The 11,996-nt window shown below is 35.7% G+C and carries 10 protein-coding genes, 2 tRNA genes and 1 rRNA gene; 2 read left to right on the top strand and 11 right to left on the bottom strand.

Annotated elements, in window-relative coordinates:
• On the top strand, positions 1-1,289 hold a 1,289-nt coding region (locus B5D12_RS09745), incomplete at its 5' end, for an ISL3 family transposase (RefSeq protein WP_159443905.1).
• 199 nt (positions 1,290-1,488) lie between these two features.
• On the opposite strand, the gene B5D12_RS09740 is transcribed toward B5D12_RS09745, so the two are convergent.
• The 5 genes from B5D12_RS09740 to metG form a co-directional block, all read right to left on the bottom strand.
• Positions 1,489-1,722 carry a Veg family protein gene (locus B5D12_RS09740; RefSeq protein ID WP_078756625.1) on the bottom strand — a complete coding sequence of 78 codons (234 nt, stop codon included), beginning with the start codon at positions 1,720-1,722 and terminating at the stop codon, positions 1,489-1,491.
• Positions 1,723-2,353: 631 nt separating this feature from the next.
• Complete coding sequence (gene rsmA, locus B5D12_RS09735; protein WP_078756624.1) at positions 2,354-3,226, bottom strand: 16S rRNA (adenine(1518)-N(6)/adenine(1519)-N(6))-dimethyltransferase RsmA; 873 nt, start codon at positions 3,224-3,226, stop codon at positions 2,354-2,356.
• The gene (gene rnmV, locus B5D12_RS09730; RefSeq protein ID WP_143412092.1) at positions 3,223-3,780 is read right to left on the bottom strand and encodes a ribonuclease M5; all 558 of its coding nucleotides are present in this window, start codon (positions 3,778-3,780) and stop codon (positions 3,223-3,225) included. Before rnmV ends, rsmA begins: the two co-directional genes overlap by 4 nt.
• Positions 3,780-4,559 carry a TatD family hydrolase gene (locus B5D12_RS09725; protein ID WP_078756622.1) on the bottom strand — a complete coding sequence of 260 codons (780 nt, stop codon included), beginning with the start codon at positions 4,557-4,559 and terminating at the stop codon, positions 3,780-3,782. Before B5D12_RS09725 ends, rnmV begins: the two co-directional genes overlap by 1 nt.
• A 72-nt stretch (positions 4,560-4,631) precedes the next feature.
• Entirely contained in the window at positions 4,632-6,662 is a 2,031-nt protein-coding gene (gene metG, locus B5D12_RS09720) for a methionine--tRNA ligase (RefSeq protein ID WP_078756621.1), read from the bottom strand.
• Between the two features lie 168 nt (positions 6,663-6,830).
• On the opposite strand from metG, the gene B5D12_RS09715 reads away from it, so the two are divergent.
• Entirely contained in the window at positions 6,831-7,349 is a 519-nt protein-coding gene (locus B5D12_RS09715) for a hypothetical protein (protein WP_078756620.1), read from the top strand.
• 122 nt (positions 7,350-7,471) lie between these two features.
• Here B5D12_RS09715 and tkt read toward each other — a convergent pair whose 3' ends face one another.
• The 6 genes from tkt to rrf form a co-directional block, all read right to left on the bottom strand.
• Positions 7,472-9,463 carry a transketolase gene (tkt, locus tag B5D12_RS09710; RefSeq protein WP_078756619.1) on the bottom strand — a complete coding sequence of 664 codons (1,992 nt, stop codon included), beginning with the start codon at positions 9,461-9,463 and terminating at the stop codon, positions 7,472-7,474.
• A gap of 225 nt (positions 9,464-9,688) precedes the next feature.
• Positions 9,689-10,303: an NUDIX hydrolase gene (locus B5D12_RS09705; protein WP_078756618.1), complete on the bottom strand. Its 615-nt coding sequence runs from the start codon at positions 10,301-10,303 to the stop codon at positions 9,689-9,691.
• A complete protein-coding gene (locus B5D12_RS09700) occupies positions 10,296-11,099 on the bottom strand; it encodes a beta/alpha barrel domain-containing protein (RefSeq protein WP_234982962.1) in 804 nt (267 codons plus the stop codon). Before B5D12_RS09700 ends, B5D12_RS09705 begins: the two co-directional genes overlap by 8 nt.
• 452 nt (positions 11,100-11,551) lie before the next feature.
• A tRNA-Thr gene (locus B5D12_RS09695) sits at positions 11,552-11,624 on the bottom strand.
• 22 nt (positions 11,625-11,646) lie between these two features.
• Positions 11,647-11,719 (bottom strand) — tRNA-Asn (locus B5D12_RS09690).
• An 18-nt stretch (positions 11,720-11,737) separates the two neighbouring features.
• A 5S ribosomal RNA gene (rrf, locus tag B5D12_RS09685) occupies positions 11,738-11,853 on the bottom strand.
• Positions 11,854-11,996: the final 143 nt, after the last annotated feature.

The raw sequence follows: 11,996 nt of genomic DNA, 5'->3' as shown, positions 1-11,996 counted from the left end.
GTTTGGATCAAGATGCCATCACATTGAACGGTGTCCTTTACCAGACAGTATCTGCCACGCTTTCTTATGACCCAGTGGCTTGCCCCTGCTGTCATCAAAAAAATATTAATAACTCTATTTTGAAGCATGGCTTTAAGCAAGTAAAAGTGAAATATGCTTGTTCTCTTTCCTGTCCTAAATTAATTCTACTAAAAAAACAACGTTTTATATGTAAAGCTTGTAAGAAAACCTTTATGGCACAAACGAATTTAGTAGAGCCAAATTGTCAGATTTCTAACTTACAAAAACAACTCGTAAAAGAACAATTGAGACTCGTACAATCTGCTTCACTGATTGCTAAAAATACCTATGTATCAATTAGTACGGTCGTTAGAGTACTCGATTCCTTGGAAAAGCAGATGAAACCACAAACGAATACCCTGCCAACCACTTTATCATTTGACGAACTACGTACAACGAAATCATGTAAAGCAGAAATGTCCTTTATTTATGCCAATGCTTCTACTCACCAAGTATTAGATTTATTAGATAGTCGTCAACAAGCCGATATCAAAAAACATTTTTTCCGTTTCCCATTGGACGCTCGACGTCAAGTTGAATGGATTACGATGGACATGAACCTTCCCTTTATTAGCATGATCAAGACACTGTTCCCATGTGCTAAAATTGTGATTGACCGGTTCCATATCATTCAATTACTCAATAGAGCCCTTAATAACCTAAGGATTCAAGTAATGAATCAATATAAAAAGAAACCCTCGAAATGTGATTATAATAAGTTAAAAAAATTATGGAAATTACTTCTTAAAAACCGAGAAGATCTAGATTTTGAGAATTATCAAACCCATCGCCTGTTCGATGGATTAGTGACTGAAAAAATGATGGTAGAATATCTACTTTCGCTTGATATAGGGCTAAGAAATGCCTATGAAAAAATAAATGATTTCAAATATGCCATTATGACACACGACGTCGAATTGTTTCATTATGAACTTCAAGAAATAAAAAAATATTCCTATCGTCAAGTGATTCGTACAGCGTTTAACACGATTACACGCTATCAAGAGTATATCACCAATGCTTTAACCGTCACGTTGTCAAATGGTCACTTAGAAGCAACCAATAATATCATTAAAACAATCAAACGAACAGGACACGGTTATACTAATTTTAGACGTTTAAGATTAAGAGCACGCTATATTTTGTTAAGTAAGAACTGCACAAACCAAGACTATCGCCCTTTATATTTTAGTCAAGAAAAAGAATCAAAGACAGAGAAAACCGCATAATTAGAAAAACAGCCGTTCAACACAATTGTGTTGAACGACCAAAAATTCCGTGATCCACACCATTTGACAAAGAGCCCAATTTTATAGATGAAACCTATTCATTCTTTTACTAACTACATTTAATTTAAAAGTGATATTTATTCCTGTTGAAAAATAAAAAACGCCTACCCTTCCGGATAAGCACATCTACATTATATGATTATACAAACTCAACATCAATCGAGTGTGTTAATACATCACTGTAACTAAAAGACACACGATCGATATTATTATCATCTTGGTCTAAATCTACGACAAATACTGAACGATAAGTCTCCCTCAAAACGCCACGACGCTCGCGTTTTTTCTTACGGCCCATTTGGACGGTGACGATGATTTCTTCACCTAAGTTTTCATCTAAAAGTGACTTGATTTCAACTAAATCTTTTGGCATTGTCTCAACCCCTTCACGGACCATTGTAACATATTTTAGATAAATAATCAATTTTAACATAACATATATGTCATAGCAAGCAAATTTTCAAAATTTCTCCTTACTTTTTTGCCTAAAATTGTCGAGAATTGTCAAAAAATATGTTTTACATAAACTAGCTCATAAGTAGCCGTGGCCGTAGTTAGGATTCATTCTATCTAAAGTTCTGTCAAAAAGGTGAGGCTTGGCAAAGATTTAAAAATTCTGTTTATTTTATGATGCAGAAGCTGAGTGGCATCATACTGCGTCTTAACAAGTCTGGTCATCAACTTAATAAATTCAATCTAGTTGTTGATCGTTAATTAACAGCTCAGGAGTTGAGCAGCATCACACTGCGTCTTAAGGAACTGTTTGAGACCTACTCAACTGTCCGAGACTAAGCAGACGAAACTAAAATCAATCGTCCTCTACCTCTTGCCCCGCGCCAACTATATGGGGGTGAACAGATAAATTAAAAATCAATCGTTCTTCTACCTCTTGCCCAGCCCCTTAATCATAACCTAAGTAAGAATACTGTTACTCCTGAGCCGTCTTCCTTCTTTCAAAAGACTGTTTAGTTCGTTCAGAGCTTTGCATTGAAAATAGCGAGTGTTTAATAGATTGCATTGTATAATCGTTGATAGTCCTCTAAGGTTAAGGACTCCGCTCGACGTGCCTTTTCAATATGAGTTTCATCTAAAGCCGTCTCCAGTTGCTCTAAACTTAAGTCCAAATCTTTTGCAGCATTTCTTAAATTATTCCAGATTGTTTTTCTTCTTTGAACAAAACAAATCTGAATTAAATGATGAAACTTTTCTAAATTATCAACTTCAGCAATAGGGTGTTCTAATCTCGTTAAGCTTAAGACAGCGGAATCGACATTGGGTTGTGGAATAAACACACTTTTAGGTACAATAAAGGCTATTTTCGCATCCATCGTATTTTGTATAGCTAAGGTCAATGAGTTGTATGATTTTGTATTAACAGTAGCTGTCATTCTTTCCGCTACTTCTTTTTGCATCATCATCACTAATTGATCAAATTTTAAGTTGCTTTCGATTAAATTCATAATAATCGGGGTCGTAATATAATATGGCAAATTAGCCACAACTACTAGTCGCTCAGCATCATGTAGATTTTGATAGATTGGGTCGTTGAAATTCACATTTAAAATATCTTGATGATGAATCGTGACATTATCATAATCACTTAAAGTATCTTTTAATATTTCAACAAATCGTGAATCAATTTCGAAGGCAATCACTTCTTTAGCACTTCTTGCTAAAAATTCAGTAAGAGCTCCAATTCCTGGTCCTATTTCTACCACAGTTGTATGGCGATCGATTTGACCAGTTTCAATCATTTTATCTAAGATTTGGGGTTCAATTAAAAAATTCTGACCTAAACTTTTCTTCATTTTTATATCATAACGACGCATAATATCAACCGTTCGGGTCGGGGTTGCGATTGGACGAAACTCTCTCATAAAGACTCCTTTTCATTTAATACAGCTTGGATTTGTTCTAAGGTAATGTTATATTGACTTAATTTTTTTTGCAATTGCTTACCATTGAGGTGGCCTAATCTAAAATGATCACTGACTATTTTTCTACGGGATTTGGCATCCTTGTGTCCGATCAACCTTAATTTTACCAATTCAATCATCGGTATTGTTACCAAATTTTCTATTTGTGGACTTATTAAATTAGATAAAGCTTTTTTTATTGCTTCTGGTTGTGCATGTTCAATGCCTAAGCTGGCTCCATTTTTACCGCTATCGGCTTCTTCTTGGCTCAAATAAGCATGTTTGGCCTGTGGAACAACTTGAGTGACAATTTTACGGATGCGTTCTCCTTGGTAGTCAGGGTCAGTAAAGATAATGATGTCAAATTTTTCACTCGCCGCTTTAATTTGTTCTTGAGTTTTACGGCTAACAGCTGAACCATTCGTCTCGATAGTTTTTATGTTTGAGCCAAATGTTTCTACTAATCGTTTGGTATCATCACGACCTTCAACAATGATGACTTCATTTGGTACCATTATGCTTCTGGCTCCCATCTGAATAGTTTAAACGCATTACGGGTTGTTACTTCGGCCACTTTTTCAATCGACCAGCCTTTTACTTGAGCCATTCGTTCCGCTACAAAATATACATATGCTGGTTCATTACGTTTTCCGCGATATGGCATTGGAGCTAAATAAGGGGCATCTGTTTCAATTAGTAAGCGTTCATCTGGAACAACTAAAGCTGCTTCTCTTACTTCATTGGCTTTTTTAAAAGTTAGAACACCACTAAAACTGATATGCATCCCTAAGTCTAAAAATTGTTGTACTTCTTCTGCATTGCCACCAAAACTATGCATGATACCTCCTGCTTTGGGGATACCTTCTTCTTTCAGTATTTTATAAGTATCTTCGGTGGCATCACGGTTATGGATGGTAATTGGCAGATTATGTTCTTTAGCGATGGCAATTTGTCTTCTAAAGACTTTCTCTTGCACCTCTTTTGCGTCACTCATCCAATAATAATCTAATCCTATTTCACCAAGCATTTTAACCTTTGGTAAGGTCAACCATTCTTCTAATTTTCTTTCAAATTCAGGATTATAATTCCCTGCTTCAGTTGGATGGCAACCTACTACACTTAAAATATTAGAATATTGATTACTTAAAGCCATGCTTTTTTGAATGGTCGGTTCATCAAAACCAACTACTGCCATATAATCGACATGTTGTTGTTTTGCTTTTTCAATGATTTCGGCTTCTATCCCGTCAAATTGATTAGCATTCAAGTGGGTATGGGTGTCAAATAATTTCATTTTGAATCCTTTCTTTTGATAACTAAACCCGAAAAGCAACGTATACTTTTCGGGTTCACACTCGGTTTATGCTTACCCGATTAATGCGCCATTAGGAGCATCATCTGGTGCAAATAATAAGCTTAATTGTCCTTGGTTTTCTGCAGATAAAATCATTCCTTGACTCACATACCCCATCATTTTACGTGGTTTTAAATTCGCTACAATCGTAACTTTTTTACCAACTAAATTTTGATAATCAGGATAAGCTTTAGCAATACCGGATAAGATTTGACGATGACCTTTGTCTCCTGCATCTAATCGGAATCTCAATAATTTATTAGAACCTTTAACAGGAGCCACATCGATAACTTCAGCTACTTTCATTTCAACTTGAATAAATTGATCAAATTCAATATTAGCCACTTCTTCATGGACTAATTCAGTCTCTTCCGGGTTCCATGTTGGATCATCCACTGTCGGATTCTCTGAAGTGGTCTCATTGCCACCTGTCATTAAGTTCTTAATATATTGAACTTCTTCTTCAACTTCTAAACGTGGGAAAATAGGCTCACCTTTTTTAATTACTTGAACATTCTCTGGTAAGTCGCCCCATTTAACAGTTTGTAAATCTTGTTCTAATTCTTGAGTTAATCCTAATTGTTCAAAGATTTTTGATGGTGCTTGGGTCATAAACGGTCTTAGTAAATGTCCGACAATACGTAATACTTCAGCTAAGTGATTCATAACGGAACGCAATTGACCTACATACGCTTCATCTTTGGCTAAAACCCAAGGGGTAGTTTCATCGATGTATTTATTCGCACGTGAAACGATTTTCATTACATGGTCTAGCGCTGAGTTAAAGCTCATTGAATCCATACTTTGATGATAAGCTTTAATTTCTGCTTCCACAAAGTTTTCGAAAATTGCATCGACGGCATTGGCAACTAATTCTGTGGTTGGAATTTGACCACCGAAGTACTTATTCATCATCGCGATGGTTCGATTTAATAAGTTACCTAAATCATTTGCTAATTCAAAGTTTACTCGGTTTACAAAATCTTCTGGCGTAAAGATAGCATCATTACCTTGACTCATTTCACGCAATAAATAAAAACGAGTCGCATCTAATCCGTAACGCTCAATTAATTGTCCAGGGTAAATGGTATTGCCTTTGGATTTAGACATTTTGCCATCTTTCATTAGCAACCAACCATGAGCATAAACTTTTTTAGGTAAAGGTAATCCTAATGCCATTAACATAGTTGGCCAATAAATCATATGGAAACGACTAATGTCTTTTCCAATCACATGCACATCAGCCGGCCAGAATTTATCGTAATTTTCTGTGTTTTCACTACCATAACCAAGCGCTGTAATATAGTTTGTCAATGCGTCAATCCAAACATACACCACGTGTTTAGGATTAGATTTTACAGGTACTCCCCATGAAAACGTAGTTCGAGAAACAGCTAAATCCTCTAAACCAGGTTTAATGAAGTTATTAATCATTTCATTCTTACGAAATTCAGGTGTAATAAAGTCCGGATGTGATTCATAATATTCTAATAAACGATCCGCATATTTACTCATACGGAAAAAATACGATTCTTCTTTGACTAATTCTACATCATGTCCACTTGGAGCTTTACCACCAATCATCTTACCATTTTCATCACGATAAACTTCTATCAATTGACTTTCTGTAAAGTATTCTTCATCACTAACAGAATACCAACCTTCATATTCGCCCAAATAAATATCATCTTGTGCTAATAATTGTTCAAAAATTTGTTGTACCGCTTTTTCATGATAATCATCAGTTGTACGGATAAAGCCATCATTGCTAATCTCTAAATCTTGCCATAATTTTTTAATACGCTCAGCCATTTCATCGACATAAGCCTTTGGAGTTTGACCTAAGTCAGCAGCTTTTGTTTCAATTTTTTGTCCGTGTTCGTCAGTTCCGGTTAAGAAATAGACATCATATCCCATTAGACGTTTGTAACGTGCCATCGCATCACAAGCTAAGGTTGAATAAGCATTTCCGATATGTAAATTTCCACTTGGATAATAAATAGGTGTTGTAATATAGTAAGTTGGTTTTGTTTGATTGGTCACAGATGAGTGCCCCTTTCTATTTTTATCATTCTTTCATATTATAGCACAACGCCACTTTTTGTGAAACAATACTACGAATAAAGCTTTAATATTTACATCATGTAAAACGCTTAATAATCTTCTGTTTTTATGTTACACTATGCTTATTGAAGCTAAAGGAGTCCCAATATGAAACATCGTCCAATTATTCAAGAAAATTTAGATAAACTGGAAACACCAAAAGAAAAAATTAGCTATTTACTTTATGCTTATAAAGAATGGATTATTTCGATTGCGATTATTTTAATGTTTATAATTAGTATAGCATTCAGTATCTTATTTAAAGAAGAACCGGACTTAACCATTCGCTTAGTAAGTGATGTCCCGATTTCTGAGCAAACATTAGAGGGAATAAAATCACAATTGATTGAGCAACTCGATGAACCCGTCGCTATCGATTTGAATAACTTTTATTCGATGGAGCAATTTCAAGTATTAACAGTTCAATTAGCCGCACAAGAAATAGATTTTGTTGTTTTTCCAGAAAACTTATCCGATGAAACTTTCCAACTTCAAATTGAAAACGTCCAAGAACCTTCTGTTTTTTCACTAAAACAAGATGAACTTCAATTTAACTTTTATAAAACTTTTAGTAAAACGGAAAATCCCTTTGCCGAACAAATTGAATCAAAACTGACTTCTCGTTAAGTTTTTTTATTGACACACTCTCAACTAATTTTCTGAAATCTTGATTAAGGTATAAAAAACTTAAAATAAGTCAAAAAAGCGCCTGGTCGTAAAAGACCGACGCTTTTTTAACTTACTAGAGATTAATTAAAGGCCGCTAAGTATTGGTCGACAATATTTTCTACTGTAAAGCCATAATCAGCCACTACTTCTTCACCTTTTCCAGATGATCCGAAGCGATCAATTCCGATGGTAACACCATCTAAGCCGACATATTTTGCCCAGCCGAATGTTGCTCCCATTTCAATCGATAATCGATTACGTACAGCATTAGGCAGAACCGTCTCGCGGTATTCTTTTGATTGCTCATCAAATAAGTTCATCGCTGGCATTGAAACGACTGAAACATCATGTCCTTTTTCAGCTAATACTTTTTGAGCTTCAACAGCTAAACTTACTTCTGATCCACTTGCTAATAAGATACCACTTGGCACATCACCTTTAGCTGGTGATACCACATAAGCACCTTTACGAACGCCTGCTTCTAAAGTTTTACTATCAACGTCTAATACTGGAACATTTTGACGAGTTAGTACTAACATCGTTGGGCGGTCTTTAGATTCTACCGCAATCTTCCATGCTGCAATTGTTTCATTTTCATCAGCTGGACGAATCGTATTTAAGTTCGGTAATGCTCTAAAGGCTGCTAATTGTTCAATTGGTTCATGAGTTGGCCCATCTTCTCCCACCGCAATGGAATCATGAGTCATTACATAAGTAACTGGAATGTTAGAGATAGCTGATAATCTTACCGCTGCTTTTAAGTAGTCAGTAAAGACAAAGAACGTTCCTCCATAAACACGCGTTCCACCATGTAATTGTACGCCATTCATAATAGCTGCCATTGCAAACTCTCGAACACCAAACCAAATATTCCGACCGGCACGATTTTCCGGCATAAAATCAGTTTCAGCACTTACCATTGTTTTGTTTGAACCAGATAAATCAGCAGAACCTCCCCAGAAATAAGGAATCGCTTCTGATAATTTTTGAATAACACGACCATTGGAATTCCGTGTCGCATCTGCTTTACTACCATACTTCACATATTCTAAAGTTGTTTCAAAGCCTTCTGGTAATTCACCATTAAAGGCTGCCTCAAATTCAGCTGCTTTTTCAGGATTACTTGCTTTATAATCTTCAAATACTTTATTCCATTCCTCGTAAGCATTTAAACCACGTTCTTGGATATTTAATTTAAAATCAGCTGCTGCTTCTTCTGGTACCGTAAATGCTTCATTTTCCCATCCATAATATTCTTTAGTAGTCGCCCAATCAGCGGATCCTAATGGTGCTCCATGGACTTTTGATGTCCCTTGTAATGGTGAACCGTATCCAATAACCGTTTTAATCTCGATAATTGTAGGCGCTTGGGTATGAGCTTTCGCTTCTTCAATTGCTTTAGAAATCGCATCCACGTCATTACCATCTTCGACACGTAGATAATGCCAATTTTGTGATTCAAAACGTTTCTTAATGTCCTCATTAAACGCCATGTTCAAATCACCGTCTAATGAAATATCATTTGAATCATATAAGACAATTAATTTATCTAGTTTTTGTCTTCCTGCAAATGAAATAGCTTCATAAGAAATACCTTCCATTAAGTCACCATCACCGACTAAAGCGTAAGTGTAATGATCGATTAATTTATGTTGTTCAGTATTAAAAATCGCAGCAGTATGAGTTTCTGCTAAAGCCATCCCTACTGCTTGTGCAATCCCTTGTCCTAATGGACCCGTTGTCGCTTCAACCCCTTGCGTATGTCCTACTTCAGGATGTCCAGGTGTTCTACTACCTAATTGACGGAATTGTTTTAAATCTTCAATCGTTACATCAAAACCAGCAACATGTAATAAACTGTAAAGTAAAGCAGAGCCATGACCAGCAGATAGAACAAAACGATCGCGATTCACCCATTTTGGTTCAGTTGGCGTAATATTTAAATGCTTTGTCCACAATGCATAAGCCATTGGAGCAGCTCCCATAGGTAAACCTGGGTGCCCAGAGTTAGCCGCTTCAATTTGTTCGATACTCAAAGCACGAAGTGTAATAATAGATAATTGGTAATTCATACAGTCATAACCTCCTAAATTGATACTTATATTATACCATCTGTATATAAATTTATTAACTATAAAATTAATATTGATAAACAAGACGGCTCATATTGTCTACATTATACAAATAATAACGGTTTATTTCCATTTTTAATGTTCCATTATTAAAACTTTATATGTTCGTTTTTATTAATATGAAAGCGATATTATTAAATAAACAATTAAAACAAACATTCTCTATTAATCAAAAGTCACTCGCCAGTTTTTGCCTTGTTGGCGTGCTTGATAACATAAAAGTATTTGTTCCTTTGATGTTTTATTTACCATTAATTCAGGCAACTCATCAACTGAGAAAAATTTCGCTGCAATTGTTTCCGAGTTTTCTTTAAAAGAGCCCGCTTTATATAGGCATTCCACAAAAACTTTGACAATCGTATATGGATTCTGGCCTGGATTATGAAGATTACGATCTTGAAGTGAAACTAATTTAACAACTTCAGCTTCCATACCTGACTCTTCATAAATTTCCTTTAATACATTAGAACTGATCGACTCCGTAACATCCATCCAACCACCGGGCAAAGCCCATAGTCCATCCTTTTCTTGTACTAATAATATTTGGTCATCTTTCCAAACTGCTCCACGTGTGTCGATCTTAGGTGTCTGATATCCAGAATCTTCTAATCTTAATTCCGCTATCACTTGAGGACTAGTATTGGCTAATTCCGACATCATCTCATGAGACATTTCTTTAATCCGTTCATAACGCTCTTCATCATATATATCTTTCGTATAATACAAACCCGATTGAGCCAAAGCATGAAGTTCTCTCGCCCACTCTAGCCAGTTAGTCATGCGCTTTTTGCCCCTCCCGGTAACGTTTCATTAACTCTGCAAAAATTTCTGCAGAAGTAGGCGGTGTATATGTAATAGCATTGGCGCCAGCTCTAATCGTTGCTTTTACTAGTTCACCAGTTGGTCCACCAGTTGCAATAATCGGGACATCTGGTCCAACTTCTTGACGTATATGTTTTACTAACTCAACCGTCTTAGCACCACCTGAAATGTTGAACATCGTAGCACCCGCTGCTAATTTACCTTTAAAATCATCTTGAAAACTCGAAATGGTTGCAATCAACGGAATATCAATGTGTTCTCTAATTTGAGAAATCACTTCGTTCTCCATCGGAGCATTCACAACAACACCATAGGCCCCCAATTGTTCTGCTTGAAAGGACAAATTAACACTTCTTAAACCAGTGGTGGTTCCTCCACCAACCCCAACAAAAACTGGTACCGAAGAAACATCAATAATTGATTGCATAATCGTAGTTTGAGGCGTAAAAGGATAAACAGCAATAACCGATTGTGCATTAGAATTACGAATAATGGCAACATCAGTAGAAAATAGTAACGATTTAATTCTCTTACCAAAAATCAAGATACCTGATGCCTCATAAATTTCCTCAGGTACCTCAACAATTCTAGAACGCAATTTAGATTGGAATGCCGGTATATTTTTCCGATTAGGTACCTCAACATCATTAATGATGACAACTGATTGATTATCATCATCTAACTCCGTTCTAATTGATTCATAATGAGTAATATTATAATGATTAAAACTTTTTTCGATGTGTTCATTGGTCATAAAGATTCCTCACTTTACAAAATATTGATATACAAATAAAGTATACGGATTTTAAAGAATCAATGCAAAGAAAATATTGTATAACCCTAAGTATCTTAAAATTAACAATTAACGAGTAAACTTTGTTATGACTATACCTTATCATAATCCAGGTCAAATAACAGTAATATTCTTTTGTTTAGAGAATATAATCAAACCTGTAATAATGTAAAATTTAGTTTCAAAACTCTTTATTATCAATAAAGAACACTTTTTATCGATACAAATAACAATTCATTGATCACAAATACCAATTTCTTAAACACTTTCGAAAACTCGACTAGAAATTTGCCAAATCTATATCCTTTTTCTTCCCTTTTCTTACCTTTTCAGACAAAATAAAAAAACGTTCGCCAGACCGTTAAAAGTCTAACAAACGTTGATAATATTACATTATTTAAGAAAAATAAAAAAGCCATTTGCCGGGATCGAACCGGCGACCTCTTCCTTACCATGGAAGCGCTCTACCTACTGAGCTAAAACGGCAATTCAATTTAAATAAAAAAAGCTCCGCAAGTAGGGCTCGAACCTACGACATCATGATTAACAGTCATGCGCTCTGCCAGCTGAGCTATTGCGGAATGAAAAAAATATACCCTGCGTGGCGACGTCCTACTCTCACAGGACCAAAGGTCCAACTACCATCGGCGCTAAGAAGCTTAACTGCTGTGTTCGGCATGGGAACAGGTGTATCCTTCTTGCCTTCATCACCACACAGGTACATTATTTTCTTTAAGTAAACTTATAATAGTTCACTCAAAACTGAATAACTCACAAACTCTTCAACCTTAAATCTTCGTGGTTAAGTCCTCGACCGATTAGTACTAGTCCGCTCCATATATCACTATACTTCCACTT

This window comes from Globicatella sulfidifaciens DSM 15739 (assembly GCF_900167405.1).
Classification (GTDB): domain Bacteria; phylum Bacillota; class Bacilli; order Lactobacillales; family Aerococcaceae; genus Globicatella; species Globicatella sulfidifaciens.
Note: the sequence above shows the minus strand (reverse complement) of the source record. Positions and strands in the feature narration are given on the sequence as shown.

Coding starts and splice junctions, on each gene's coding strand:
- B5D12_RS09740 (WP_078756625.1), bottom strand. CDS start 1,722: ATGCCAAAAGATTTAGTTGAAATCAAGTCACTTTTAGATGAAAACTTA.
- B5D12_RS09700 (WP_234982962.1), bottom strand. CDS start 11,099: ATGACCAATGAACACATCGAAAAAAGTTTTAATCATTATAATATTACT.
- tkt (WP_078756619.1), bottom strand. CDS start 9,463: ATGAATTACCAATTATCTATTATTACACTTCGTGCTTTGAGTATCGAA.
- B5D12_RS09725 (WP_078756622.1), bottom strand. CDS start 4,559: ATGAAATTATTTGACACCCATACCCACTTGAATGCTAATCAATTTGAC.
- rnmV (WP_143412092.1), bottom strand. CDS start 3,780: ATGGTACCAAATGAAGTCATCATTGTTGAAGGTCGTGATGATACCAAA.
- B5D12_RS09705 (WP_078756618.1), bottom strand. CDS start 10,303: ATGACTAACTGGCTAGAGTGGGCGAGAGAACTTCATGCTTTGGCTCAA.
- B5D12_RS09715 (WP_078756620.1), top strand. CDS start 6,831: ATGAAACATCGTCCAATTATTCAAGAAAATTTAGATAAACTGGAAACA.
- rsmA (WP_078756624.1), bottom strand. CDS start 3,226: ATGAGAGAGTTTCGTCCAATCGCAACCCCGACCCGAACGGTTGATATT.